Origin of the sequence: Streptomyces sp. DG1A-41 (assembly GCF_037055355.1) — a bacterium.
Classification (GTDB): Bacteria; Actinomycetota; Actinomycetes; order Streptomycetales; family Streptomycetaceae; genus Streptomyces.
Genome location: NZ_CP146350.1, coordinates 2,536,169 through 2,560,967, shown reverse-complemented (window position 1 = coordinate 2,560,967; position 24,799 = coordinate 2,536,169). Strand labels below are relative to the sequence as shown.

Annotated in this window: 22 protein-coding genes and 5 pseudogenes; 10 read left to right on the top strand and 17 right to left on the bottom strand. The window is 69.7% G+C overall.

Annotated features, from left to right (window positions below; genetic code table 11):
* The first annotated feature begins 10 nt into the window (after window positions 1–10).
* Both V8690_RS11990 and V8690_RS11985 read left to right on the top strand, forming a co-directional pair.
* Window positions 11–1,846 (top strand): beta-ketoacyl synthase N-terminal-like domain-containing protein, encoded by a 1,836-nt coding sequence (locus tag V8690_RS11990; RefSeq protein ID WP_338778160.1) that lies wholly within the window; start codon window positions 11–13, stop codon window positions 1,844–1,846.
* 30 nt (window positions 1,847–1,876) lie between these two features.
* On the top strand, window positions 1,877–3,448 hold the full coding sequence (locus tag V8690_RS11985; RefSeq protein WP_338778158.1) for a fatty acid--CoA ligase: 1,572 nt from the start codon (window positions 1,877–1,879) through the stop codon (window positions 3,446–3,448).
* Between the two features lie 78 nt (window positions 3,449–3,526).
* Here the strand turns inward: V8690_RS11985 and V8690_RS11980 are convergent, their stop codons facing one another.
* From V8690_RS11980 to V8690_RS11950, 7 genes and pseudogenes are all read right to left on the bottom strand, one after another.
* Window positions 3,527–3,784, bottom strand: a complete 258-nt coding sequence (locus V8690_RS11980) for a hypothetical protein (protein WP_338778157.1) — start codon at window positions 3,782–3,784, stop codon at window positions 3,527–3,529.
* Between the two features lie 4 nt (window positions 3,785–3,788).
* Window positions 3,789–3,923: a hypothetical protein gene (locus V8690_RS11975; RefSeq protein WP_338778155.1), complete on the bottom strand. Its 135-nt coding sequence runs from the start codon at window positions 3,921–3,923 to the stop codon at window positions 3,789–3,791.
* A 338-nt stretch (window positions 3,924–4,261) separates the two neighbouring features.
* Window positions 4,262–4,627 (bottom strand): annotated as a pseudogene (locus V8690_RS11970) (PIN domain nuclease); the annotation flags it as partial.
* Between the two features lie 136 nt (window positions 4,628–4,763).
* Entirely contained in the window at window positions 4,764–5,189 is a 426-nt protein-coding gene (locus tag V8690_RS11965) for a hypothetical protein (protein WP_338778154.1), read from the bottom strand.
* The gene (locus V8690_RS11960; RefSeq protein ID WP_338778153.1) at window positions 5,186–5,392 is read right to left on the bottom strand and encodes a hypothetical protein; all 207 of its coding nucleotides are present in this window, start codon (window positions 5,390–5,392) and stop codon (window positions 5,186–5,188) included. The genes V8690_RS11965 and V8690_RS11960 overlap by 4 nt, the downstream gene beginning before the upstream one ends.
* The gene (locus V8690_RS11955; protein WP_338778152.1) at window positions 5,389–5,967 is read right to left on the bottom strand and encodes a hypothetical protein; all 579 of its coding nucleotides are present in this window, start codon (window positions 5,965–5,967) and stop codon (window positions 5,389–5,391) included. Before V8690_RS11955 ends, V8690_RS11960 begins: the two co-directional genes overlap by 4 nt.
* 686 nt (window positions 5,968–6,653) lie before the next feature.
* Window positions 6,654–7,166 (bottom strand): MarR family transcriptional regulator, encoded by a 513-nt coding sequence (locus V8690_RS11950; RefSeq protein WP_338778149.1) that lies wholly within the window; start codon window positions 7,164–7,166, stop codon window positions 6,654–6,656.
* 57 nt (window positions 7,167–7,223) lie between these two features.
* Here V8690_RS11950 and V8690_RS11945 point away from each other — a divergent pair.
* Together V8690_RS11945 and V8690_RS11940 are read left to right on the top strand one after the other, a co-directional pair.
* A pseudogene (locus tag V8690_RS11945) lies at window positions 7,224–7,403 on the top strand (SDR family NAD(P)-dependent oxidoreductase); the annotation flags it as partial.
* A gap of 73 nt (window positions 7,404–7,476) precedes the next feature.
* On the top strand, window positions 7,477–8,040 hold the full coding sequence (locus V8690_RS11940; RefSeq protein ID WP_338785321.1) for an SDR family NAD(P)-dependent oxidoreductase: 564 nt from the start codon (window positions 7,477–7,479) through the stop codon (window positions 8,038–8,040).
* On the opposite strand, the gene V8690_RS11935 is transcribed toward V8690_RS11940, so the two are convergent.
* Together V8690_RS11935 and V8690_RS11930 are read right to left on the bottom strand one after the other, a co-directional pair.
* Complete coding sequence (locus V8690_RS11935) at window positions 7,973–8,695, bottom strand: hypothetical protein (protein WP_338778146.1); 723 nt, start codon at window positions 8,693–8,695, stop codon at window positions 7,973–7,975. The genes V8690_RS11940 and V8690_RS11935 overlap by 68 nt on opposite strands.
* Before the next feature lie 305 nt (window positions 8,696–9,000).
* Entirely contained in the window at window positions 9,001–9,960 is a 960-nt protein-coding gene (locus V8690_RS11930; protein ID WP_338778143.1) for an amidohydrolase family protein, read from the bottom strand.
* 142 nt (window positions 9,961–10,102) lie between these two features.
* Between V8690_RS11930 and V8690_RS11925 the strand changes: the two genes are divergently transcribed.
* Window positions 10,103–10,606, top strand: coding sequence for a MarR family transcriptional regulator (locus tag V8690_RS11925; RefSeq protein WP_338778141.1), 504 nt, complete (start codon window positions 10,103–10,105; stop codon window positions 10,604–10,606).
* 139 nt (window positions 10,607–10,745) lie between these two features.
* Here the strand turns inward: V8690_RS11925 and V8690_RS11920 are convergent, their stop codons facing one another.
* From V8690_RS11920 to V8690_RS11910, 3 genes and pseudogenes are all read right to left on the bottom strand, one after another.
* Window positions 10,746–11,717 carry an alpha/beta hydrolase gene (locus tag V8690_RS11920; protein WP_338778139.1) on the bottom strand — a complete coding sequence of 324 codons (972 nt, stop codon included), beginning with the start codon at window positions 11,715–11,717 and terminating at the stop codon, window positions 10,746–10,748.
* A gap of 221 nt (window positions 11,718–11,938) precedes the next feature.
* Complete coding sequence (locus tag V8690_RS11915; protein WP_338778138.1) at window positions 11,939–12,400, bottom strand: carboxylesterase family protein; 462 nt, start codon at window positions 12,398–12,400, stop codon at window positions 11,939–11,941.
* Window positions 12,298–13,107 (bottom strand): annotated as a pseudogene (locus tag V8690_RS11910) (carboxylesterase family protein); the annotation flags it as partial. The pseudogene V8690_RS11910 and the gene V8690_RS11915, both read right to left, overlap by 103 nt.
* 117 nt (window positions 13,108–13,224) lie before the next feature.
* On the opposite strand from V8690_RS11910, the gene V8690_RS11905 reads away from it, so the two are divergent.
* Window positions 13,225–14,193: a WYL domain-containing protein gene (locus V8690_RS11905; RefSeq protein ID WP_338778137.1), complete on the top strand. Its 969-nt coding sequence runs from the start codon at window positions 13,225–13,227 to the stop codon at window positions 14,191–14,193.
* Between the two features lie 90 nt (window positions 14,194–14,283).
* On the opposite strand, the pseudogene V8690_RS11900 reads toward V8690_RS11905, so the two are convergent.
* Both V8690_RS11900 and V8690_RS11895 read right to left on the bottom strand, forming a co-directional pair.
* Window positions 14,284–14,538: pseudogene (locus tag V8690_RS11900) on the bottom strand (transposase); the annotation flags it as partial.
* Window positions 14,539–14,676: 138 nt separating this feature from the next.
* A pseudogene (locus V8690_RS11895) lies at window positions 14,677–14,811 on the bottom strand (SnoaL-like polyketide cyclase); the annotation flags it as partial.
* 518 nt (window positions 14,812–15,329) lie between these two features.
* On the opposite strand from V8690_RS11895, the gene V8690_RS11890 reads away from it, so the two are divergent.
* Both V8690_RS11890 and V8690_RS11885 read left to right on the top strand, forming a co-directional pair.
* On the top strand, window positions 15,330–15,650 hold the full coding sequence (locus tag V8690_RS11890) for a hypothetical protein (protein ID WP_338778134.1): 321 nt from the start codon (window positions 15,330–15,332) through the stop codon (window positions 15,648–15,650).
* A 44-nt stretch (window positions 15,651–15,694) separates the two neighbouring features.
* On the top strand, window positions 15,695–15,967 hold the full coding sequence (locus tag V8690_RS11885) for a hypothetical protein (protein WP_338778132.1): 273 nt from the start codon (window positions 15,695–15,697) through the stop codon (window positions 15,965–15,967).
* A gap of 725 nt (window positions 15,968–16,692) precedes the next feature.
* Here the strand turns inward: V8690_RS11885 and V8690_RS11880 are convergent.
* From V8690_RS11880 to V8690_RS11870, 3 genes are all read right to left on the bottom strand, one after another.
* Window positions 16,693–17,655, bottom strand: a complete 963-nt coding sequence (locus V8690_RS11880; RefSeq protein WP_338778130.1) for a LysR family transcriptional regulator — start codon at window positions 17,653–17,655, stop codon at window positions 16,693–16,695.
* A gap of 332 nt (window positions 17,656–17,987) precedes the next feature.
* Window positions 17,988–20,285: an FdhF/YdeP family oxidoreductase gene (locus V8690_RS11875; RefSeq protein ID WP_338778129.1), complete on the bottom strand. Its 2,298-nt coding sequence runs from the start codon at window positions 20,283–20,285 to the stop codon at window positions 17,988–17,990.
* Between the two features lie 856 nt (window positions 20,286–21,141).
* Window positions 21,142–21,663 (bottom strand): PAS domain S-box protein, encoded by a 522-nt coding sequence (locus V8690_RS11870; RefSeq protein WP_338778128.1) that lies wholly within the window; start codon window positions 21,661–21,663, stop codon window positions 21,142–21,144.
* Between the two features lie 193 nt (window positions 21,664–21,856).
* Between V8690_RS11870 and V8690_RS11865 the strand changes: the two genes are divergently transcribed.
* Together V8690_RS11865 and oxc are read left to right on the top strand one after the other, a co-directional pair.
* Window positions 21,857–22,843 (top strand): LysR family transcriptional regulator, encoded by a 987-nt coding sequence (locus tag V8690_RS11865; RefSeq protein WP_338778126.1) that lies wholly within the window; start codon window positions 21,857–21,859, stop codon window positions 22,841–22,843.
* A gap of 216 nt (window positions 22,844–23,059) precedes the next feature.
* The gene (oxc, locus tag V8690_RS11860; RefSeq protein WP_338778124.1) at window positions 23,060–24,790 is read left to right on the top strand and encodes an oxalyl-CoA decarboxylase; all 1,731 of its coding nucleotides are present in this window, start codon (window positions 23,060–23,062) and stop codon (window positions 24,788–24,790) included.
* Window positions 24,791–24,799: the final 9 nt, after the last annotated feature.

The window sequence follows — 24,799 nt, the reverse complement described above, 5'->3', positions numbered from 1 at the left end:
CGGCTCGACAGTGACCAGCTACATCGACCACCTGGAGACCCTCTCGAAGAAGCAGCTCATGGTGATGCTGGCCCGGCAGCACCATGAGCGGACGCAGCCGGTCGCCGTCATCGGCATGGGCTGCAGGCTGCCAGGAGGGCTCGACGACCCCCGGGCGCTGTGGAGCGCGCTCCGCGAGGGCCAGGTCCTGCCCACCGAGGCGGCCGGTGTGCCCGTCGACAGCCTCGGTCGGCCGCGCTGGAACCTTGCCGCACCGGACCTGGCGCCGCTGGCCGGACGGCTGCGCCAGGGCGCCTATCTGAAGGACGTGGACCTCTTCGACGCCGACTGGTTCGGCATCACGCAGGAGGAGGCCCGCCACATGGACCCGCAGCAGCGCCTCCTCCTGGAGGTCGCCGTCCAGGCCCTCGCGGACGCCAATCTGTCCCGGGAGCGGCTGCGGGGCCGTGACGTCGGTGTCTACGCGGTCGCCGGGCCGGTGGAGTACCCCCATGCCTGGCTGCGCGGCGGGGTTCCCGGCACGGGCCTGTCCCCGCACATGAGCACGGGCACCTCGCCCAGCGCCTTCAGCGGCCGGATCGCGTTGTCACTGGGGCTCAACGGTCCGACCGTCACCGTCGACACCGCGTCCTCGTCGATGCTGACCGCCGTGCACCTGGCGGTGCGGACGTTGCGCGCCCGCGAGTGCGACATCGCACTCGTCGGCACCTGCAACCTGCTGCTCTCCCCGTTCAGCACCGGCATCCTCGACCGGGCCGGGATGCTCTCGCCCACCGGTCGCAGCAGGCCCTTCACCCGGCGTGCCGACGGGCACGTCCGCGGCGAAGGCTGCGGGGTCGTGGTCCTCAAGCGGTACGCGGATGCCCTGGCCGACGGGGATCAGCCGTACGCACTCGTGCGCGGCAGCGCCGTCCATGCCCAGGGCGATCGTCCCAGCATCTCGGTGGCCTCGGCGCGCGGCCAGAAGGCGGTGATCGAGCGGGCGCTGCACGACGCGGGCTTGGCCCCCGAGGACGTGGGTTACGTCGAGGCACAGGCCAACGGCTCCCGGATCGGCGGCCAGATCGAGGCCGAGACCCTGGCCGACGCGTACGCACGGCGCTCGCCCGACGCGCCGCCGCTGTACATCGGCTCGTGCAAGGCGAACATCGGCTACCTCGAGACCGCCTCCGGCGCGCCCGGCCTGATGAAGACGGTGCTCGCGCTCGCCCACGCGGAGATCCCGCCGCAACCGGGCGCGGACGAGGCCGACCCGGACATCCCGTGGGGCCGGACTGCGCTGCGGCTCGCCGCGAAGCCGCAGCCCTGGCCCACGGAGGGCAGGAGGCGGGCGGCCGTCAGTGGCTTCGGGTTCTGCGGCACCAACGGGCACGTCGTGCTGGAGAGCGTCCCGGAGCGCCCGGCCGGTCCGGACACCAAAGAGGTCGCCGAGGACACGGGGCCCTGGACGCTCCTGCTGTCGGCACCCGGCGCCGAGGCGCTGGCCGGCACAGCCGACCGGCTGCACCGGCATCTTCGGGACCGCGCCGACTGGTCCCCCGCCGCCGTCTGCCGGACTCTTGCCGAGGGCCGCGACCACCACTCCGTCCGATACGCGGCCGTGATCCACGACCGCTCCGCCCTCCTCGCCGCCCTGGGGCGTGCGGCCGCGGGGGAGTTCGACACCCGCGGCCCGCAGCCGCACGACTCCGCGCCGGCCCGGCACGCCCGGCGGTACCTCACCGGAGAAGCCCCCGCCACCGCCGAGTTGTGGCCGGCCGACAGTCCGCGCCCCGAGCTGCTCCACCTCCCCGGCCCCGCGCTCATCGGACGGCGCCACTGGCCCGACCACCACAACTGGCTCTGAGCCTCAGCCTCCTACGGACAGGACACCCCCATGCACTACCCGAACCTCAGGACCGCCGCCGACACAGTGTCGTTCCACGCCACCCACCACCCCCGGCGCACCGCCCTGAGCTGCGAGGGCCGGAACGTCACGTACGAGCAACTGCACCGGGAGAGCAACCGCACGGCCCGGGCCCTGCTCGCCGCCGGCGTGGGGCGCGGCTCCCGCGTCGCCTACCTGGGCAAGGAGTCCGAGTACTACTACGAGATCTTCTTCGCCTGCGCCAAGACCGGAGCCGTACTCGTCCCGGTCAACTGGCGGCTCACCCCCGCCGAGGTGGAGCACATACTGCGCGACTCCGGTGCCGAACTCCTCTTTGTGGAAAGGGAGTACGCCGATACCACCGCCCGGATCCGCGCGGAGCTGCCCGCCCGGCCCACGATCGTCGGGCTCGACGGCTGCGACGACCGGGGCAGCAGCTTTCGGGAGTGGAAGGCCGGCGAGCCGGATCGCGATCTTGAGGTGGACGCCGCGCCCGACGACCCGGTCACACAGATCTACACCAGCGGTACCACCGGCCTGCCGAAGGGCGTCGTCCTCGCCCACCGCAGCTTCTTCGCGATCCGTGACCTGCTCGTGGAGCACGGCCTCGACTGGATCGACTGGTATCCGGGGGACGTCAGCCTGATCAGCATCCCCGGCTTCCACGTCGCGGGCATCTGGTGGGCCATGCAGGCCTTCAACGCCGGTGTGACCAGCGTGTCCATGCGTATGTTCGCCCCGCACGACGCCGTACGGCTGATCCGCGAGCACGGCGTCACCACCACCTGCGCCGTGCCGGCGATGCTGCAGATGATGCTGTCCGAACCCGGCGTCGGACCGGCCGACTTCGCCTCGCTGCGCAAGGTCACCTATGGCGGATCCCCCATCTCCGAGACGCTGATGCTCCAGTGCATGGAAGTCCTCGGCTGTGAGCTGGGCCAGCTGTACGGGCTCACGGAGAGCGGCAACACCGCGCTGTGCCTGCCGCCCTCGGAACACCGCCCCGGCAGCCCCCGGCTGCGCGCCGCAGGCCGCCCCTACCCCGGCGTCGAGGTGCAGGTGACCGGCGAGGACGGCAGCGTCCTCGCGTCCGGTGCCATCGGGGAGATCTGTCTGCGTACGCCTGCGGTGATGGTGGAGTACTGGGGCATGAAGGAGGCGACGGAGGAGACTCTCGCCGACGGCTGGCTGCACACCGGGGACGCCGGATATCTCGACGAGGACGGCTACGTCTATGTGTGCGACCGCCTCAAGGACACCGTCATCGTCGCCGGCGAGAACGTCTACCCGGCCGAGGTGGAGAACGCGCTGTGCACCCATCCGGCGGTGGCCGAGGCGGCCGTCATCGGGGTTCCCGACGAACGCTGGGGCGAGACCGTGCATGCCTTCGTCGCGCTGCGTCCGGGAATGTCGGTGAGCCCTCGGGAACTGAAACTCCACCTTCAGGGCCGGCTCGCCGATTTCAAGTCCCCGAGCGGTTACGAGTTCATCGAGCGCGTTCCCCGGAATCCCAGCGGCAAAATACTCAGACGGGAACTACGCAAGGATTTCTGGGCCGATCGCGACCGGCAGGTGAACTGATTCTGGGAATTCCTCGCCGACACGGATCCGGGACCGGCCGAAACCGGTCCCGGATCATGTGCGCCGGTGCCCGCGAATTCAGCGGGAGCGGCAGCAGCCCGCGTGCTGCCATTCCGCCTCGTGCCAGTAATGCGTGGCCCTCTCGCGTGCGCTGGGCGCCGCGGCCCGGACCCTGTTGCCGGGTGTGCCGCCGAGTGCGTCGCTGCGGGCAGCCACAGCGGACGGACGGAACGGTTCGAGCAGCTCCGGTACGTCGTACTGGTGGCCGCCGACCATGACCCGGCGCACCGCCGCCGCCGCGCCGATGTCGGTGAGCGGGTCACCCGTGACACACACCAGGTCAGCCAGGTGGCCCGGGGCCACCTGGCCCAGCCAGGATCCGCAGGTTCTGGTGGATGCTGATGCCGATGTCGTCCAGGGCCGAGTCCGTGCCCGCCACGACCAGCCCCTCGGCCCGGTGCACGCGCAGCAGCATGTCGCAGTCCCCGATCGTCCAGGCGTGGTTGAGCTGGACGTCCGCACTGCCCGATGCCGCGTCCGCCGCTCGTCCTCGACGAGCGAGCGGTCATCGACGAACAGTTCGGAGGCGAACATCGTCGTCGTGGAGATCCACATCCCGCTCGCCACCAACAGGTCCACCGGGTCCTGGAACGTCCGCCCGGCGGCGAAGCTCAGCGTCCGTGTCGCCGATGGGGTAGCGAGCCGCTCGTCCATGCGGATGCGGTTCGAAGCCGGGGCGGAGGAGGAGTTCGAGGACAGCGGCGCTGTCGGCGACACCGGACGGCTCGCCGTAGGCGGGGAAGGCCGACATGCTCATCGGTCGGCGGTGCCAGGCGGAACGACCCATTCGGTGGGTTGGCCGGTGAGGGAGGCGACCATGTCGAAGTCGCCGTCGTAGTGGAGGACCGTTCGCCGGTTCAGTTCCGCTGTGGAGGCGATCAGCAGGTCGGGAAGGGACAGAGCGCGGTGGAAGCCCGCGTTGAGGGCATGGCGCTGGATCTCGAGAGCGCGTATGAAGACGTCGTCGGCGGTGCGGAGGTAGTCGAAGGCGTGGAGCCAGGTGCTGATCCGTGTTGCTTCCGAGCTGTCCCGTGCAGAGTGGATCATTTCGAACTCGGTGGGCCGGCATACGGCGAGGAGGCAGCGCTCGTGCAGGGGCTTGAGTACCTCTTTGACGCTCCAGGATCTGCTCGAGCGCGGAGACCTCTGAGCACGACGATCCTGTAGGCGTTCCCGTGCGCGCGGGCCAGCTCCCCTTCGGGCTTTCCACGAGGCACTCCACTCGAACCGCAGTTCTGCCCTGAACCGCCTGCGCCTACAGGCGGGTTGCTCCCTCGGTCTTCGCAGGGGCCTGTTGCAGCAGCTCCAGCACCTGGTCCATCACACACTCGGAGTCTTGAGTGCGGTCGATCTCGCTGAGGACGATCCTCCAGATTGCCCGCGCGCCCGCCGCGTTCGCCTCGTAGTAGGCGTCGCGGACGCCCTCGCGGATCGGGTCCTCGGTGAAGGTGGCGTAGATGCCGAGGAACTGGCGCACCATGAGCCCGCTGGTCTGCCGCGGGTCGTAGACGATGTAGTGGCCGTCGCTGTCGAGCCGGTGAGTGAAGTACTCATCCGGGCCGAGCGGCGCGTGTTCGACGTGGAGGTGCTGGTTGCCGAGCCTGTCGGGCAGCTGTCCGAAGTGGTCGCACATGCGGTCGCGGAAGGCGTCGAAGTCGGCGCGCGTGGTCAACGTCGTCATACCGTCACCTCCGCCGGCGCGCTGACGAGGTTGCGCATCGCTGTTTCGACGGCGGCCTTCGGGGACCCGCAGACCATGATGTGGACGATCATCTCGTCGGCGAACTTCTCCACGGCCGGGGAGCACGAGCCGAGTTCCCGCATCTTGGTGCGGAACGTCTCCACCTCGGCGATGGCGCGTTCGGTGATGGCCGTGGTCTTCATGCCGCCACCTCCGGTGGGTTGAGGTACGCGGTGCGGACATTGACGAGCTGGGCGTGGACCTCGCGCAGCGAGTCGACCTGCTTCTGCAGGAGGCGGATGACCATCTCCAGCGTGTCCGGGTCGAGGTACTCGATGTAGTGGTCGTCGATGGCCTCAATGGCAACGAAGGGCAGACGCTCCGCCGGCCGAACCGAGAAAGGGAGGGACTGGATCCGCCAGCTGAGGAAGCGGAAGTCCTCCGGGCTGCCCGTGTCGCACAGCGGGCCGTAGAGGGGCAGCTCGCCGGCTGTGCCGGGGATGTTGCAGTAGATGTCGTGCGGGTGCTCGGGCGTGTTGCTGTCCGCCTCGTGGTGGACCGTGCAGCCGGGCATGCAGGTCACGGTCACCTTTTCACCGGTGACGGCGCTGGTGAAGGTGAATGTCCGCCAGACAGCCGACGCTCCCACGGCGGGCTCACTGTCGGACGAGGCTGCGGGGACGGACTGGAGCCGGGTGGCCTGGCCGGCGCTTCCGGGAGGCTGGGTGGTGTGGTCCTCGGTACCGCCGTTGTCGGCGGCCGTTGGTAAGTTTTTCATGCTCTGTCTCCTCCATTGCAGGTGTCGGGCTATGGCCTCACCTCCGGTGTTGAACCCACCGGCCGGGATCCTCTCTATGGTGATACGCGCCCTGTCGAACGGGGTCGAGAGCGCTGTCCCGTTCGAGGGGTCCAGGCGTGGAATAGGGGCATTTCGCGGTAACTGGTGCGTAGAATGCGCTGTTTCGACTGGCGGGGTGACTCCCGGGAGATTTCCCAGCCTGCCCCAGGCGGCGGTCTAGGCGGCCAGGGCCGCAGGAGCGACCGCGACCGAGGTCTCGACATCGGCCAGCACCTTGACACGCTCGACCTTCAGGGATGGCGCGCACGGCTTCTTCGGCACGGGGTCGAGACCGTTGGCCTTGAAGATGCGGGTGGTCTCTGCCAGGTCCGGGGCCTACGGGGAGGGGGGTGCTGCGAGGCCGCAACATCCCTGTGGACCCGTCCTGGGAGGCCCCGTCGTGGGGAACAGCAGGATTAGCGCGGCCACGATGAGAGGGCGCGACGCGTGGCGAGCCGGGCAGGGCAGGTGACGGGTGGCTGGTTCGGGTGTGATCCGAATCTTGCTCCGCGTGGCCTGAACATCCCCGCGTCGACGGGGGCGACCTCCAGTCCCAGTTCATCGGGATCTGTGGGTGCGGAATACCAGTGCGTTCGAACGCCATGACGTGCTGGCTGCTTGCACGGTCACCCCGGTGTGCCGTCTTTGCGCAAGGTGACCGGTCTGCTGAGAGGGCCTGCCGGTTGCGCCTGTTGTATCGCATCGGTCATCTGGCCGAGGAGCGTCTTCAGTTGGGTGGAGTCCTTGGTGCCGAGCTTTTCGGTGATCTGCTGTTCGATCTCCCCGATCACGGAGTCGGCCTTGCGCAGGGCGTCGCGGCCGGCGTCGGTGAGATGGAGCTCCTGCACATGACGATGGCGCGGGTGCGGCCGGCGTTCCAGTTGGCCCCGGCCCTCCAGACGGGCCACCAGGGAGGCCACCGCTTGCGGGGTGACGTTCAGGCGGCGAGCCAGTTCGGCCCCGGCCAGGCCGGGATCGACGTGGACAGCGATGAGCAGGGAATAGTGTGCCGCCGCCATGCCAAGCGAGCGCAACCGTTGCTCCTTCAGGGCTGTCACGGCCAATTCTGCCCGCCGCAGTGCCCAGGTCACCCGGTCCAGTGAGTCGGCGCTGACTGGCCCCTCATCATGCAGCGTCATACGGCGAGAATATGACACTGGTCGGCTATCAAACGTTTGACGTGATGCAGGCGCTTGATGGAAGCTGTCCCCATGCCTCGTACTCTTGCTCTCATCACCGGTGCCTCCTCCGGAATAGGCGCCGCTTACGCCCGACTCCTCGCCGCCGACTACGACTTCGTCCTGGTGGCCCGAAGGGCCGACCGCCTTTCCGAGCTCGCGGACGAACTCCGCGCGGCCGGCGCCGCCGTGGAGGTCCTGCCCGCGGACCTCGGGAACCACGACGGCCTCACCGCCGTGACCAAGCGCCTGGCCAGCCGGCGATGTCCGGCTGCTGATCAGCAACGCGGGAGACGGCGGCTACGCTCCCCTCGTCGACGTCGCCCCGGAGGAGATCGACCGCCTGCTCACCCTCAACGGCGTGGCGTCCGTCCAGCTCGCGCGCGCCGCCCTGCCCGGCATGCTGACCGCGGGGGAGGGGACCGTCGTCACGGTAGCCTCACTGCTGGCCTTCAGCGCCGGGCAGAACAACCCGCACATGCCGTCCCGCACCATCTACAACGCCGCCAAGGCCGCCACCGTCGCCTTCACTCGCACCCTCACCCACGAACTCGCCGACACCCCCATCCGCACCCAGGTGGTCTGCCCGGGTGTGGTGGCGACGGAGTTCGCCGGCGGATACGGAAACATCCCCTCTGCCATGACCGCGGAAGGCGTGGCCCGAGCCAGCCTCGCCGGCCTGCGCCTGGGCGAGACGATCTGCGTACCGGGCCTGGAGGACCAGACCGCCGCACTCGACGCTTTCCTCGCCGCCGAGTCCGCCCTGCTCACGGGCGGCAACGTCCCCACCCCCGCCACCCGCTACAGCCAACCGCACCCCCAGCCCACTCTCTGAGGACCGGCCCGCAGGGGGAGTCGAGCAGCATCGCTGTGACCTGCGTGATCCCTCCCGCTCGCCGGCGATCACGCGTCGCCGCCGCGCGGGCGGTGCGCTCCGCCGCCAAGGCCCATGACCTGAGCGCCTCCGGCCACCCGTGCGGCATGCTCATCCTGCGCCTCTTGCGAAGCTCTCGGGGCCCGCGCGGCGGGCGATCAGAGCTCCGCGCAGGTTCGGTGACGGCGCGGTCGAGTTCGTCAGCGGCAGCCTGTGGGGCCTGCCAGGGCAGCACGGCGAAACCTTGCAGCCGTTGCGGATCGGCAGCGATCGCCTGGGCGAGCCGGTCGTTGGCGGCCCGGGTCAGGGCGACGGCCTGCTCGTCGGGGGCGAGTTGAGCCGGGCTGGTGTAGGACACGATCTGCAGATCGATACCGTACTCGTCCATGGTGCGGATCCGGTCGGCGCCGAGATCGGCGCCGAGCCGCATGGCCTCGCTCATCTCGACCACACTGGGCCGGTTCCGGTCACGGGGGTGGCTGGTGGCTTTGGGGGAGCTCAGCCACCGCATGTACGGGGCTTCGCGGTACAGAGTGGGTTGCGCCGCCCGCATGATGGCCGGGTCGACAGCGTGTTCTTCGATGCAGATCAGTCGCATCGCAAGCTCCTTCTTCACGCCTTGGTGAGAGGAACTGGAGTGGTTGGACGGGCGGGACTCGTACTCCGCCAAAGGCCGGCTTGACGATTTCTTCGCACCGCTGCAGGAATGTGCTGGTTGCGCTGTCATGAGGCGTGCGCGACACGCCGTCGTCGAGTCCGGCGTCTTTGCCGGCCGCATCACGCGCATGTGCCGAGCTGTGACGCGGACGGGCCGGCATCGGTGAAGTCGGCGTCGAGGGCCTGCACCGGTATGTGCGGCCGCCCGTGGGGCGTGAGGTTCCGCTGCCCACCCTGCCCCGATAGCGGCGTGGGCAGCCTCGTTCACAGGTGCAGGACTCGTTCGGCGTTGCCGTGGGCGATGCGTTCGATGTCGGCAGGGGCGTAGGGCGCGGTGCGCAGGAACTCGACCGCCTCCACGGTGGACTCAAAGGGGTAGTCGACGGCGAACAGGACCCGGTCGATACCGACGGCGTGAGTGGCCCCCAGCAGGGCGGCGTGGGAGCAGACGCCGCTGGTGGTCACATACAGGTTGTTGCGGACGTAGTGGGACGGCAGGTGCCGCATCTTGTTGGAGGAGTTCACCACCTTGTAGCGACTGTCGAGGCGGGCCAGTTGGAACGGCAGCAGTTCCCCCATGTGCCCGAGGGTCACCGATGCCCCCGGGAAGTCGTCGAACACCCCGCCGTGGATCAGCCGGAGGGCGTGGCCGCCAACACGCGCCGTCCACCCCCAGGCCATCATGTTGAGCTCGGGGTATCCCGCGAAGACCTGCCAGTCGTCCGCAGGGATGGCTGCGGGGTGGATGTAGAGCGTCACCCCGAGACGTTCCAGCTCCGCCCACAGCGGCCGGAACTGCGGTTCGTCGAGGTAGTGGCCGCGGACATGGTCGTTGTGCAGCACTCCCTTGAGCCCCAGCTCCTCCACCGCCCGGCGCAGCTCGACCACGGCGGCGTCGGGGTCCTGCAGTGGCAGTGCCGCGAAACCGGCGAATCGTGTCGGGTGAGCGGCGATCACGCCGGCCAGATAGTCGTTGACCCGCCGCGCGGCGGCGACGGCCTCGGCCGGATCGTCGATGACTTCCACGCCGGGCGTGGTGAGCGACAGGACCTGCATGTCCACGCCGCCCGCATCCATCTCCGCCAGTCGCTGGTCCGTCAGATCAGCCAGCCGCGACCCCACCTCCTTGAGCCACTGGCCTCCCAGGTCGTCGCCCGAGCCTCCCATGGACCACGGGATCACGTCGGGCGCCGAGAACGCCTCCTCGACAGCGATGACACGCATGACTTTCCCCCAAATGCTAGGCAACCTAATGGTAGGTGGCCTAATGAATGGACGCAAGAGGTCGCCCGGCGCTGTTCCTGCCGGCCACTACGATCGGCCTGTCGCGTCCAGCGCATTGCTCCACACCAGAAAGCGGATCCTCATGTCCACCTCCCCACCGGAACCCGAGCCGCTGGCCCGGCTGTTGTGGCGCGCGCACAACTGGTTCCGGGCCGCCCTGATCGCTGCTATGGAGAAGCAGGACGGCCCGGCCGGGATCAGCGCGGCTCATCTGACACTGCTCAGCCAGCTCCCTTCGGAGGGCGCGAGCATCGCCGAGCTGGCCCGCCGACTGGGCGTCAGCTCCCCGACGGCGCATCAGTGGGTCCACGAGCTGGCCGCCCTCGACGTCGTGACCGTCGAACCCCACCCCTCCTCCGCCCGGTCCAGACTCGTCCGCCTCACCGAGTCAGGTCACCGGCGCCGGGCAGAGACGATGCAGCTCCTGGCCGGGCTGGAATCCGCCCTCGCTGAGCGCATCGGCGCCACCGCCGTGACCGCCCTGCGCACCGCGCTCGAAACCTCCTGGGGAGCCCCCGAGGCCGCGACCGACGACAGCCCTGAGCCCACGACCCGCCGCCGGCGGCAAAGGGACGACCGCCATTGACCCCATCCAGGACGACCCGGCTCCCATGGCGAGACCGCCGCCGGTCTCCCCGGAGCACTGCGATTACCGCCCGACCGTAGGCCGGATCCTCAGATCGCCCTCAGAGTCTGTTGCCCCGTGGACACACCGCGATGCCGCGCTACTCGATTCCCGAACGCGCGCGCAGCCCGCGCCGCAGTCCGTGCGTCACGTCGGAGAGCATCGTCTGGCTGATGGCTGTGTCGGTGAGTCCCACGGAGCCGTGGAACGTCCCCGGGTAGAGGTGGAACTCGGTGGTGACGCCCGCCTGTACCAACCGTTGCGCGTAGATCATTCCTTCGTCCCGCAGGGGGTCGAACTCGCAGACGTAGACGAAGGCCGGCGGTAGCCCGGAGAGGTCCGCGGCGCGGGCCGGGGCCGCATACACGGAGAGGTCGGGGCCTGCGTAGTGGTCCTCGCCTCCCAGGTAGTGGTTCCAGCAGATCTCGGCGATGGGGCGGTTCCACACCGGGGTTTCGGTGAAGGCCCGCATCGAGGGCGTCTCCAGCCGGTCGTCCAGCATCGGAATGCCCAGGTACTGCATGCGGAGCGCCGGGCCGCCGCGGTCCCGGGCCAGCAGGGCCACGGCCGTGGCGAGTCCGCCGCCCGCGCTGTCGCCGCCGACGGCCAGCCGGGCCGGGTCGATGCCCAGCTCCGCCGTGTGCCCGGCTGTCCAGACCAGTGCGGCGTAGGAGTCCTCCAGTCCGGCCGGGAAGGGGTGCTCGGGTGCGAGCCGGTAGTCTACCGAGACCACCACCGCGCCGACCTGGTCGGCGATGCGCAGCAGGTCGGAGTGGCAGAAGTCCGGACTGCCGAGCACATAGCCGCCGCCGTGCAGGTACACCAGGCCGGGCAGGCCGGTATCCGTCGCCTCGGCGCCGGTCGGGGTGTAGATCCGGACCGGGACCTGCGGTGCGCCCTCAGGCCCCGGGACAAGAGTGTCGCGGACGTCGACCGGCCGGGCCGGCTCGTACACGGGCAGGTGTGCCGTCATCTCCTTCTCGGCCGCGCGGGCGGCGGCTATGTCGGTGAACGGCAGATCATTGATCATCGGGACAACGTGGGCCAGCTCGGGATCGAAGGCGTAGGACATGGGGCTCTGCTCCTCGGAAAGGTCTCGCTCGCGCGATCTTCGGGACGGCAGACAGCATTCCGCGCCATACGTGACATCGGCCGTCAGGATTCCCAGAGCATTTCCGTGGGCCAGAGGGCGGTGACGTCGTCGGCCGGGGGTTCGGTGATCATGCGTTCGGCGTCGGCCGGGGAGCAGCCGATGACCCGGGAGTTGCCCGCGGCTTCCGGGGCGTACGGCGGTCAGCCCGGGGAGCCGGTGGCGGCGAAGGCGGCCCAGGCGCCGACGAGGGACGGACTGTCGAAGACGTGGAGCAGGTCGGCGCCGTGGAAGGCGCCCATGGCCGGTCCGCACGGTTCGTCGACGAGGAGGTAGTGGTAGGCGCGGCCTCCCGCCCCTGCCTGGGCCCGGGCCAGACGCGTGGCCGGGATCCGGTAGAGGGCATCGGTGAGGAAGACACCGCGCAGGGCTGAAAGGTCGCCGGAGTCGGCGATACGGCTCCGGTAGGCGTCGAGGAGCTTCTCCGGCTCTGTGACACCGGCGCGCCGCATCTCGGTGTACAGGGCTGTTTCGTCCTCGGGGCGGAAGGAGTCGCCGCCGATCATCTGGAAGACGCGCACTTCGTCGCGGGTGACGCCGACGAGCAGGGGGATGTCGGCGGCGGCGCCGTCGGCGACGGCCTGCCGCGGCGCGACGGGCAGCACGCTGCCGTCGAGCACGGCACCCCGGGACCGGCCGCCGGGCAGGTTGCGCTGCTGCCGCTCTGGAGGATCGCCTTGTGGAAGAGGCCGGCGGCTTCGGGGACGGCCAGCAGGGCTCCGATGGCGAAGGCACCGGCGGACTGCCCCGCCACGGTGATGTTGCCGGGGTCGCCGCCGAAGGAGGCGATGTTGTCCCGTACCCAGCGCAGTGCGGCCATCTGGTCCTGCAGGGCGAGATTGGTCGACCCCGCCCACTGACTGCCGAAGTCGGCCAGGTGCAGGAAACCAAATGCTCCCAGGCGGTAGTTGGCGGTGACGACGACCGCGCCGGTCTGCCGGGCGAGAGCGGCCCCGTCGCTGTAGGGGGGTGCGGCGAAGCCGGCCTCGTATCCGCCGCCGTAGATCCACACGATGACGGGGCGGATGGCGTCCTCGACCGTCGCCGTGGGCGTCCAGACGTTGAGATACAGGCAGTCCTCGGACGTCTCCCGGATCTCCGCCGTGGGGAAGGCGGGGAAGGAGGACTTCCGGCTCGCCTCCGGCATCAGGGAGGACGCGCCCTGCGCGGGCGCCGGTGCGAAGGTGTCGGCCTGGCGGACACCCTGCCACGGCCGGGGCGGCTGGGGCGGGCGGAACCGCAGCTCGCCCACCGGGGGTGCGGCGAAGGGGATACCGGCGAAGAGACGGCCCCCGCGGGGAGTTCGGACCCGCGAACGGTTCCCGTGGTGATGTCGGCGAGAAGCGCGTCCGCCATGGCTGAGCCTGTCTTTCCGTCATGCGATTCCACCCATACCTGACAGCCGGCGTCAGGATTTACGCTCACTCGTGTGAAAGCCGACCGACTGCTGTCCATCCTGCTGCTCCTGCAGACCCGCGAACGGATCTCCCACGTCGAACTCGCCGAGCACCTGGAGGTCTCCGTCCGCACCGTCTACCGCGACGTCGAAGCACTGTCCGCCGCCGGCGTACCGGTGTGGACCGAGCGCGGACGCAGCGGCGGCGTACGGCTGCTGCCCGGCTACCGCACCGACGTCACCGGACTGACCATGGACGAGGCACGCGCCCTGTTCGTCCTCGCCACCGAAGGCACCCACGACGCCCTCGGCCTCGGCGAGGCGATCCGCTCCGCGCTGCGCAAGATCATGGCCGCGCTGCCCGCCCCGCACCGCGGCGACGCCGCACGCACCAGCGAGCGCGTCCTCGTCGACCCCGTCCGCTGGATGCACGGCACCGAAACTGCCTCCGACGCCCATCTCGCGGAGCTCCAGCACGCAGCCTTCACCGACCGCCGGCTCCAGCTGACCTACCGCAGCAGCGACGCCCGCGAGCCGCGCAGCCACACCGTGGACCCGTACGGGCTGGTCAGCAAGGCAGGCGTCTGGTACCTGGTCGCCGACCGGGATGGTGAGCCCCGGCTGTTCCGCGCCGACCGCGTCCTTGCCGCCGAGGTCACTGACGAACCCGTCCACCGACGTCCCGGCCAGACCCTGGCAACCGTCTGGGCCCTGCTGCGCGAACGCTTCGAGAGCCTGCCCGATGGCATCCGCGTCCGCTGCCGCGTACGCCGCGAGCAACTGGCACTCTTCCAGCGCTTGTTCGCCTCCCAGCTGGTCGCCCCGCCCCACCCCATGGATGACCGCTGGGCCCGTGCCGAACTCGCCTTCCGCGAGCTTCCCGACGTACGCGGCCTGCTCCCCCTGGGCGCCGCTGTCGAGGTCCTCGACCCGCCCGAAGCCCGCGCCGAACTCGCCGCCGTGGCCGCAGAACTCGCCACCCTCTACGGTGCGCAGGCCTGACGCACCGACTGACCTGCCCACCTTGCGAACGGCAGGTCAGCATCGAGACCGCCATCGCATTCGTCGGGGTGCGCCAACTGCTTGTTCGCGGCGGTCGACGTCGGCCCGGCCCTTCCATGTCCGTGGCACGGCCAGAGCGTCGTAGAGACCGCCATGTCCGCGGCGATGCTCGCCCACCAGCGACAGCTCCACCAGTGAGCGGACCGGGCCATCCGCACACAGCACGGCGTCGGCCAGTTCGAACAGTGCATCCGAACGCCTGGACAGGCACGAGTAGAACTCGCCCCGGAAGCGTGACAGTTCCGCGAACGGCTCCTGCCGGACGGCAGGGTGCGACAGACTCACCCCCACGGCCTTCGTGCTGGGTGTGTGCGGTCCTTGGTCGAAGCACATGGTGAGCCGAAGTCCGCCTGCATGTACGGCAGTTACCAACCCGAGTGATCAAGTACGAGACGCCGTTCGAGCCCCCAGGTCAAAGATCAGCTAGAACATCGTGTTGTTGTTCGCCGACGTCTCCGGCACCGGCTGGATCACGTCCCAGTGCTCGACGATCTTCCCGTGCCGCACCCGGAACAGATCCACAACCGCCTGACCCCGGTCATTCGCCGCGGTCACAAAGCGCTCGTTGCGGGCGGCGGCGCGCTCGGCCTCGTCGAAGGTGGCCACGAGCTTGCGGCGCTCGATCTTGGTGGGGGCGAGGCCCTGTGCCGGGTGCGCGGCCGGTGCGGGAACCGCATCCGGCAGGCGGGTACCGAAGCCCTCCGGCGCGCGAGGCGCGAGGCTCCAGGTCTCTCCGCTGTGGTGCACGAGGCCGTGGTCGGCCAGGCGGCGCAAGGTCCGGTAGGCGGTGGCCCGGGATACCGATGCCAAGCCGATGAGCTCGCCGATGGTCTGGGCCGGGCGGGCGTGTAGCGCGCCGATGAGCATGAGGGCGGAGCTGCCGAGGCCGTGGTGGGCGAAGGCGTCGTGGCCCATCAGCCGGCCGATGACGGTGGAGTCGATGTCGGCCGTCGTCCCTGTCTCAGGGGTGGGCCACTCCTCAAGTGCCGGGTCGGGGGATACCGAGTGGTCCGGAAACGAGAAAGCGAAGCGAGGGCGTTGCCGTCGGCGAGGTACCACGTGGAGCCCTCCCGGCCATGGCCGACCCGCAGGCGGCGCAGCCAACCTTGAGGCTTGAGGACCGTCTCGTAGACGACCCGAAGGGTCGTCCGGGATATCCCGGCTTCCTCGGCGGTCTGCCGCTCACTGGCGTGGTGCAGGGGCCCGCCGGCGATCTCGGCGAAAGTCAGATGCGCCCGCAGCACCCGCACTGCGGTCCGCCCCCGTTCGCCGCGCCAGAGCGTGGTCTCGATCCGGTCCCGCAGCGTGGCGAGAACCTCGTGCGCATGCTGGCGCGACTCCACAGCCCCCGTGCTGGCACCGCGTCCGAGGCGCTGGCCCACACCCGACGGATGTAGTCCAGGGCACGCGCCTGCCCGGAGCGCATCGCGATGTGCCGGGCGTGCCGACCACCCTCGTGGTCGGGGTGGAGCAGCAGCCGGGTCAGCTCATCAACGGTTCCGCCGGCGCGGGCGACATGGCAGGCGATGGCCGCCGTGATCCGGTGCCCGTGCTCGGCCGCACCCTGACGGTCCGCACGCAGGACCACGGTCTGGCCGTCGGATCCGAGCCTGCTGTAACTGCCCGCCGCATAGCGGCCCATGAGATTCCCGAGCAGGACAAGGTCAGCCGCAGCCGAGGCAGCCGGCGAAGTGCCAGTCGTTCGCTCGGGTGAAATGTCTGTCGAGGTGAGTCTACCTGGTGGGTGTGGTGTGCCACTGTGGGGTCGTCTCGCAAGGACGTGGACGCCACCCAGGCCCGCCGACACTACGCGTGGTGTCCGAAACCGACCTCCAATCGGTGCCTGGCTCCGCAGCGGAGGCAGGCGTCCCCATCGCGGCTCGACCAAGAACGATTCCGAGCGCTGTCAGAGGAGCCCTGACTCGTTCGACACCGCCCCGACCTCGGCCGATTCGGGGCCGAACAGAGGGCGATTGCCTCGACTGGCTCCGAGCGGCTCGGGTCGAACCGTGGTCGAGTCAGAGCGGTTTCCTCTGACTGCCTCCGATCGTCTCTGCAACCCGTCCTAGCAGGTCACAGCTGGTCCGATCCCGGAGAACCGCAGTTCAGAAAGGTGCTCCAGGAATACCCGGCGTACAGCCCGACTCGTCTGCCGCTACCTGCGGCTTTGCCTTGGTAAGCGCCTCTGATCCGGGACGGAGGCCCTTTCCGGTCTTTCGGGGGCTTGCCGCGTTACGCGGCGGAAAGCCGGTCGCCCCCGACCCCGACGGTGCAGGCCTCGAAGGGGCCGTCCGGGAAGCGCCGGCGCCACGGGCCCCGGGAACACGTCGGCATCACCCAGGGGGAGGGGGAGGCGCAGGAAATGGAGTCTTGCGGTTCAACGACTCCTCGATGCGTCGTCACGGGCAGAGCGCACACGACAGATGTCGCGGGAACCCGTCAGGGTCCGACTTGGCCACTTCCTCGAGTTCGGTCAGGGCCCGGCATACGCATCCGGGGAAGCAGCTCCAGGGGGCGGAGATCGACCTCGCGCGCGGCGGCCAGCAGCGCCTGCACCGTCACGGACTCGGGTTCCCGACGGCAGGCCACCAGGCCGATCTCGGGCGCCGGTGAGGTGTCGGCCATGGGTACGGCCCGCACCCCCGGGGGCACACCGAGCGCGTGAATCCAGGCCAGCGGAACGATCCCGGCCCACCGCCCCGGCACCACGTGGGCGATCAGCGAGGCGAACGAGTCCGTCTCCACCCTGGCCACCGGCTCGGCCCCCTCCTCGGCGAAGAAGGCGTCCATGGTGCGCCGCCCGCGCATGGCGGTGGTGAGCAGGCACAGGGGGAGCGCCGCCGCTTCGGCCCAGGACACCGATTCACCGCGGACCGGTGCCCAGGCCGCATCGGTGAGCAGGACGTACTTCTCCCGGTACAGCGGCACCACGCGGAATGCGGCTCGCACGTCGTCGTCCAGGTAGGTGAGGGCGGCGTCGATGGAGAACTCCCGGAGCATCGCCAGAACGTCGGTCGATGCCAGATCGGCCATCACCTGCGCGGTGAGCAGCGGGTGCCGGGTGCACAAGGGGTCGATCAGCCGGGGCACGGCGGTGGCGGCGCTGGGCACGGTGCCTATGCGGATACGGCCGCTCAGTCCCGTCCGCATGGCGTCGACCTCGCCTCGCAGAGCGTCCCGGTCGGCCAGGATCTGCCTCGCCCACACGACGACGCGCTCTCCTTCGGCGGTGAGCCCGTCGAAGCGCCGTCCCCGCTGGATCAGCGGGACCCCGAAATCCTCTTCCAGTTTGCGGATCGCCTCGGACAGGGAGGGCTGGGAAACCCCGCAGCTTTGGGCGGCTCGGGCGAAATGGCGTTCGCGGGCCAGGGCCACCAGGTATTCGAGCTGGCGGAAGAGCACGGCTGAGCACCTTTCGCTCGGCGCCCCGTGGATCGGAAGTGACTTCGGGGTTGGTCACGTCCCAATCTATGCTGCATGCCCTTTTCACCGGCGGCTGGCTCCGCGGGTGCGCGTCATGGAACGGAGATCACAGGGCCGGCCCGTCGTCGCGGACCTCACCCGGCCGAACCGGTGGCGCCGACTGCGGCAAGCGGTCGCCCGTTGCCGTCATTGTCGCCGCCGGTGGCGCGATCGAGGGGTTTTCTCCGCAGGCCGCCCCTGCCGGCCATCAGCCCACTCCACCCGAGCCGCCCGAATCGTCCCAGGTCAGACAGCAGAGTCCGGGCGCAGTATCAGGCGCGATCGGCGGCAGCCGGCTCCAGCCGGACCACTATTCCCTTGGATGTGGGGCAGTTGCTGATGTCCGCGACGCTGTCCAGTGGAACCAGGACGTTGGTCTCCGGGTAGTAGGCGGCGGCCGATCCGCGGGAGGTGGGATAGGGCACCACCCGGAAGCCCTCGGCCCGCCGTTCGGTGCCGTCGTGCCAGACACTGACCAGGTCGACCGTTTGCAGATCGGCCAGTCCCAGGGACGCCATGTCCTCGGGGTTGACCATGACCACGCGGCGGCCGTTGTGGATGCCGCGGTAACGGTCGTCCATCGCGTACGGGATGGTGTTCCACTGGTCGTGCGACCGCAGCGACTGCAGGACGAGGTGACCTGCCGGGGGCCGCAGCATCTCGAAGTCGTTGCAGGTGAAGACGGCCTTGCCGGTCGAGGTGCGGAACGTGAGGTCATTGACGGGGTTGGGCAGCAGGAAGCCGCCCGGCCGGCTGACGCGCTCGTTGAAGTCCTCGAAGCCGGGCACCACACGGGAGATGCGGTCTCTGACCGTGCCGTAGTCCGCCTCGAACTCCTCCCAGGGGATGGCGGGGGAGTCACCGAGGGTGCGGCGGGCCAGCCGCGAGATGATCGCCACCTCGCTCAGCAGGCCGTCCGAGGCGGGCGCCAGCCGTCCTCGCGACGCGTGGACCATGCTCATGGAGTCCTCGACGGTGACGAACTGCTCGCCGCCGGCCTGGACGTCCCGGTCGCTGCGGCCGAGCGTGGGCAGGATGAGGGCCGTCTCGCCGCAGACGGTGTGGGAGCGGTTGAGCTTGGTGGAGATGTGCGCCGTCAGCCGGCAGCGGCGCATCGCCTGCTCGGTCACTTCGCTGTCGGGTGCGGCGCGTACGAAGTTCCCGGCCACGCCGAGGAAGAACTTCGCCTTGCCGTCGCGCATGGCGCGGATGGCGTCGACCGAGTCGTAGCCGTGCTTCTTGGGCGAGGTGAAGCCGAACTCGCGCTCCAGGGCGTCGAGGAAACTCTGCGGCATCCGCTCCCACACGCCCATGGTGCGGTCGCCCTGGACGTTGCTGTGGCCGCGCACCGGGCACACCCCGGCGCCGGACCTGGCGAGATTGCCGCGCAGCATGAGGAAGTTGACCATCTCACGGATGGTGGCGACCCCGTGCTTGTGCTGCGTGACGCCCATCGCCCAGCACACGATGACACTCCTGGCCTTCAGGACGCGCTCGTGAACCTGCTCGATCTCCTCGCGGGTGAGACCGGTGGCCACCAGGACGTCGTCCCAGGAGGTCTTGCGCGCGTGCTCGGCGAACGCCTCGAAGCCCGTGCTGTGCTCGCGGATGAAGTCGTGGTCCAGGACCGTGCCCGGGTTCTCGTCCTCGGCCTGGAGCAGCAGTAGGTTCAGCGCCTGGAAGAGCGCGAGGTCTCCGCCGGCGCGGATGTGCAGGAACTGGTCCGCGATGACCGTGCCCCGGCCCAGCACGCCGCGGGGCCGCTGCGGGTGTTTGAACCGCATCAGCCCGGCCTCGGGGAGCGTGTTGACGGCGACGACACTGCCGCCGTTGCGCTTGGTCTTCTCCAGGGCGGACAGCATGCGCGGGTGGTTCGTGCCCGGGTTCTGGCCCACGACGAAGACCAGGTCGGCGTTGTGGAGGTCGTCGAGACTCACGGTGCCTTTGCCGATGCCCAGTGTCTCGTTCAGCGCGGCCCCGCTGGATTCGTGGCACATGTTGCTGCAGTCCGGCAGGTTGTTGGTGCCGTACGCGCGGGCGAAGAGCTGGAGGAGGAACGCCGCCTCGTTGCCCAGGCGGCCGGAGGTGTAGAAGAGGGCTTCGTCCGGGGAGTCGAGTTCACGCAGTTCCCGAGCCATCAGGGACAACGCCTCCTCCCAGCCGATGGGCGCGTAGTGGTCCGAACCCGGCCGCTTGACCATCGGTTCGGTCAGCCGCCCCTGCTGGTTGAGCCAGTAGTCGGACTTCCGGCCCAATTCCTCGACGGTGTACTGCCGGAAAAACTCGGGCCGCACTCGTCGCGAGGTCGCCTCGTCGTTGATGTGCTTGGCGCCGTTCTCGCAGTACTCGTTCATGTGCCGCTTGCCGGGCTCCGGCTCCGGCCACGCACAGCCCGGGCAGTCGACGCCCTCAACCTGGTTGATGGTCAGCAGCGTCAGCATCGTCCGGCGGGGCGACGTCTGGCTCAGCGAGTACCGCAGCGCGTGGGTGACCGCGGGGACACCGGTCGCCCAGGTCTTGGGCGGCGTGACCGCCAGACGATCGTCGGTGGGGTCTTCCTGAACACCCATTCCTCTGCCCTGCCTTTCCGCGTCCGACTTCGCGGAGGCTGCCGCGAATATCCGTCCAGCGGAAAGAAGCTAAGCCAGTTCATCGAACCCGTCAAAAAGGCAGTTCCTGCCCCTTGATAGGTGGCGCCGATCAAGCGGAGAAACGCCGAAGCACGAGGTGCTTATTCTTTCGGCTCGTCATGGGGATTTCGGGCCACTGGGCGACGTGTCGTCGGGATCGCGGAAATGGGCGTCCGGCTCTCTTCGTACAAGTGGTGCACGGCTTCCACGCCTCGCGCGCGGCCCTGCTCGCCGTCGGCTCCGGCAGGCCGTCATCGGCCGCGTCGACTACGCGCCGGCCGGTGGCGATCCTCGGCCCGCACTTACCCGGAGACGGACGATGAGACGGGCAACTGGACCAGGGATCAGGCGCGTTCGCGGTTCACACGGTCGTCTCCGGAGCCACGGCCGGGACGACGTCACGGTCCGGTTGTCCGCTGTGCCGAGCGTGGTGGGCGCGGTCAATCCGGCTGCAGTGCCGCGGAAGAGCGGGCGTCACTCCGCCCAGGCGAAGCGCGTCGGCGCATGGCCGCGGTCGATTCGGCGTTGATGAAGTCGAGTCGAGCACCGCGACTGCCCGCACCGCGACTGCCCGCATCGCGGCGAGGTGGGTGGCGCGCGGCACGCGCTCCGACAACACCGACACCGACATCGACCACCACAAGGTCGTCCTCTGCCTCGGCGACGTGACCGTTCCCCGGCGGACGAGATCGTCATCGACGCCGGACCTTGTATCGGAAGGCAATTCACAGCCCGGTCCGGTGCGTGCCGGGGCCGTTCCGCACGGTCGGCGGGGTATGACCCGTCGGACGCGCCGTCAGGCAGGGGAAGCCGCGGGCAGCTGGCGCTCGAGTTCCGCCAGCCGGGTGCGCAGGGCCTTCTCCGTGTTGCGGCGCTCCGTGACCTCGCGCATGATCGCGGAGATTCCGGCGATCCGCCCGGTCGCGTCCCGCAGCAGCGCCACCGTGAACTCGATCGACAGGCGGTGGCCGTCCCGGTGGGTGGCCGGCACGCCGAGGAGCTTGTCGCCGTAGCGGGTCTGGCCGGTGGCCATCGTGTTCCGGTAGCCCTTGTCGTGCCGCGCCCGCAGCTTCTCCGGGATGATCAGATCGAGGCTCTGGCCCACGGCCTCGGCCGCCGTGTGGCCGAACATGCGTTCCGCTCCGTTGTTCCACACCAGGATGATCCCGTCCGGGTCGGCGACCACGATGGCCTCGGGTGACTCGCGCACGATCGCCTGGGCCAGCCAGGCCTCCGGCTCGCCCGTACGTCCGGTGCCGGAGTCCGCCGTCTCCTTCGAGGCCTCGCTTGCGGCTGTCGCGTTGCTGCTCTCGCCCACGATGGTTCCTTCCTCCTGGGTGCGCCCGCGGACGCGATCGCGTGTGTGGCGGACGCCTTCTCCGAATTGACGCCCTCGAGGGTATGGCGTTCCCTCGTCCGTAAGGAATACTGCATACAGTAGACTTGATTCCAGCGGCATCGGACGTGCCCCGGCCGGCCCTGTGACGCCATCAGCCCCTGAGGAGCCGCTCATGTTGTTCCGGCAGCTCGAATACTTCGTCGCAGTGGCCAGGGAGAAGCACTTCGCACGGGCGGCGGAGGCCTGCTACGTCTCGCAGCCAGCGCTGTCGATCGCCATCGCCAAGCTGGAGCGGGAGCTGAACGTCACTTTGATCAACCGGGGGCACAACTTCGAGGGCCTGACCCCGGAGGGCGAGCGGCTCGTCGTATGGGCCAAGCGGATCCTCGCCGAGCACGACGCCTTCAAGTCCGAGGTGGCCGTCATGCGGTCGGGCATCACCGGAACGCTGCGCCTGGGGACAGGACCCACCGTGTCGACCACGACAGGGCTGCCCGTGGCCGCGTTCTGCGCGATGCACCCGCTGGCCAGGGTGAAGGTGTGCTCCCGGCTGTCCTCCGCGGAACTGGTGCGGCAGCTACGCGACTTCGAGCTGGACGCCGCCATCGCCCACTTCGGGCCCGAGGACCGGGACGGCCTGGAGATGGTGCCGCTGTACGAGGAGCAGTACGTGCTGCTGGTGTCCGGCGATCACCTCGTGCCCCCGAGCCCCACGATCACCTGGGCGGAAGCGGCCCAGCTCCCGCTGGCGCTGCTGACGCCGGACATGCGGTTCCGCCAGTTCATCGACGACGCCTTCGAAAGCTGCGGGGCCGTGGCGACCCCCCAGGTCGAGACGGACTCCGTCGCCTCCCTCTGCGCCCATGTCGCCACCGGGGCGTGGGCGAGTGTCGTGCCGCACACATGGCTGAGCGCCATGCCGATGAGCGGCCCGACCAGGGCCGTCCGGCTGGTCGAGCCGGACGCCAGGGCGCAGATCTCGATGGCGATCTACGCGGCGACGCCCGGCTCGGTCGCGGCCAGGGAGTTCCTCAACGTGGTCGCGGGGCTGTCGTTGGACGAGGTCTTCGTGCCGGGGCGGCCGGACTTCTCTGCCTCGCCCGGCACGGACGAGGCCGGGTACGACAAGCAGCCCGTGGACGTCCGCGTCGCGAGCTGACCGGGCCCGCCCCGCCCCGGACCGACAGGGACCCATGTCACCACCGCGCCTGACGGGAGGCCCGGAGCGCAAGGTGGCGCATGCGGGGGCTCTGCGCCCGCATCGATAAACAACGTAAATCAGCTGGTTGGCAACAGATCTTGGACGAGTCGGCCCCCTTACGCGGATGGTGAGGCGTAAGAGGAACTCGGTGAGCCGCTAGAGAGGATCCGTACCATGACGGAGGCTGTCGTACAGGACACGGGCGTGGAGGGCGCCGGCGATCCGGCCGCTCTCACCGATGGGATCCATCTGGTTGTCGACGCGCTGAAGATGAACGGCGTCGAGACGATCTACGGGGTCGTCGGCATCCCGATCACCGACCTGGCCCGTCTCGCGCAGGCGTCGGGGATTCGCTACATCGGTTTCCGGCACGAGAGCGACGCCGGGCACGCGGCGGCGGCGGCCGGGTTCCTGACGCAGAAGCCGGGCATCTGTCTGACGGTGTCCGCACCGGGTTTCCTCAACGGGCTGGTGGCGCTTGCGAACGCCACCACCAACTGTTTCCCGATGGTGCAGATCTCGGGGTCCAGCGAGCGGCACCTGGTCGATCTCCAGCGGGGCGACTACGAGGAGATGGACCAGCTCGCGGCCGCGAAGCCGTTCGTCAAGGCGGCCTACCGGGTGCACCGGGCCGAGGACATCGGCCGTGGCATCGCCCGTGCGATCCGTACCGCGATCTCGGGACGACCGGGCGGCGTCTATCTGGACATCCCGGCCGCGGTGCTGGGTGAGGTCATCGACGCCGGGAAAGGCGCCGCGTCGTTGTGGCGGCTCGTCGACCCGGCGCCGCGTCAGCTGCCGCAGCCGGAGGCCGTGGACCGGGCGATCGAGCTGCTCGCGGGTGCTGAGCGTCCGCTGATCGTGCTGGGCAAGGGGGCGGCGTACGCACAGGCCGATGAGCAGATCCGGGAGTTCGTCGAGACCACCGGCATCCCCTACCTGCCCATGTCGATGGCCAAGGGCCTGCTGCCCGATGACCACCCGCAGTCGGCGGCTACGGCACGGTCGCTGGCGCTGCGCCGGGCGGATGTCGTGATGCTGGTCGGCGCGCGCCTGAACTGGCTGCTCGGTCACGGCGACGCACCGCAGTGGAACGCGGACGCCAAGTTCGTCCAGGTCGACATCGCGGCCTCGGAGATGGACAGCAACCAGCCCATCGCGGCTCCGCTGGTCGGCGATGTCGGCTCGGTGCTGGAGACGCTGGCTGAGCGGAGCAAGCCGGGGCGGATCGCGGCACCGGCGCAGTGGCGCGAGGAACTCGCCTCCCGATCTGCGCAGAACGTCGCCAAGATGGCCGGACGCCTGGAGGCCGCGAAGACGGCGCACCCGATGAAGTTCCTGGGCGCGCTGCAGGCCATTCGCGACGTGCTCAGCGAGGACGAGCGCATCTACGTCGTCAACGAGGGTGCCAACGCGCTGGACCTGGCCCGTAACACGATCGGCATGAAGGTGCCGCGGCACCGGCTGGACAGCGGCACCTGGGGCGTGATGGGCATCGGCATGGGCTACGCCATCGCCGCCGCCGTCGAGACCGGCGACCCGGTCGTCGCCATCGAGGGCGACAGCGCCTTCGGATTCAGCGGTATGGAGATCGAGGCGGTCTGCCGCTACAACCTGCCCATCGTGACCGTCGTCCTCAACAACAGCGGTGTCTACCGCGGAGACGACCCGTCCGCCACCGACGACCCGGCGCCGACGGCGCTGAAGGCCCGCCACGACCTCATGATCGAGGCGTTCGGCGGCAAGGGCTATCAGGCGACGACGCCCACTGAGGTCGCCACCGCCCTGCGCGAGGCCCTGGCCGCCGGTGGGCCGGCGCTCATCGACTGCGTGATCGACCCCACGGACGGCACCGAGAGCGGCAACATCGCGCACCTGAACCCCAAGGGCATCACCGTCAAGTGAGCGGCGCGC

Coding starts and splice junctions, on each gene's coding strand:
- V8690_RS11985 (WP_338778158.1), top strand. CDS start 1,877: ATGCACTACCCGAACCTCAGGACCGCCGCCGACACAGTGTCGTTCCAC.
- V8690_RS11975 (WP_338778155.1), bottom strand. CDS start 3,923: ATGCTGCTGCGCGTGCACCGGGCCGAGGGGCTGGTCGTGGCGGGCACG.
- V8690_RS11965 (WP_338778154.1), bottom strand. CDS start 5,189: ATGACGACGTTGACCACGCGCGCCGACTTCGACGCCTTCCGCGACCGC.
- V8690_RS11960 (WP_338778153.1), bottom strand. CDS start 5,392: ATGAAGACCACGGCCATCACCGAACGCGCCATCGCCGAGGTGGAGACG.
- V8690_RS11955 (WP_338778152.1), bottom strand. CDS start 5,967: ATGAAAAACTTACCAACGGCCGCCGACAACGGCGGTACCGAGGACCAC.
- V8690_RS11950 (WP_338778149.1), bottom strand. CDS start 7,166: ATGACGCTGCATGATGAGGGGCCAGTCAGCGCCGACTCACTGGACCGG.
- V8690_RS11930 (WP_338778143.1), bottom strand. CDS start 9,960: ATGCGTGTCATCGCTGTCGAGGAGGCGTTCTCGGCGCCCGACGTGATC.
- V8690_RS11925 (WP_338778141.1), top strand. CDS start 10,103: ATGTCCACCTCCCCACCGGAACCCGAGCCGCTGGCCCGGCTGTTGTGG.
- V8690_RS11920 (WP_338778139.1), bottom strand. CDS start 11,717: ATGTCCTACGCCTTCGATCCCGAGCTGGCCCACGTTGTCCCGATGATC.
- V8690_RS11890 (WP_338778134.1), top strand. CDS start 15,330: ATGGCCGACCCGCAGGCGGCGCAGCCAACCTTGAGGCTTGAGGACCGT.
- V8690_RS11875 (WP_338778129.1), bottom strand. CDS start 20,285: ATGGGTGTTCAGGAAGACCCCACCGACGATCGTCTGGCGGTCACGCCG.
- V8690_RS11865 (WP_338778126.1), top strand. CDS start 21,857: ATGTTGTTCCGGCAGCTCGAATACTTCGTCGCAGTGGCCAGGGAGAAG.
- oxc (WP_338778124.1), top strand. CDS start 23,060: ATGACGGAGGCTGTCGTACAGGACACGGGCGTGGAGGGCGCCGGCGAT.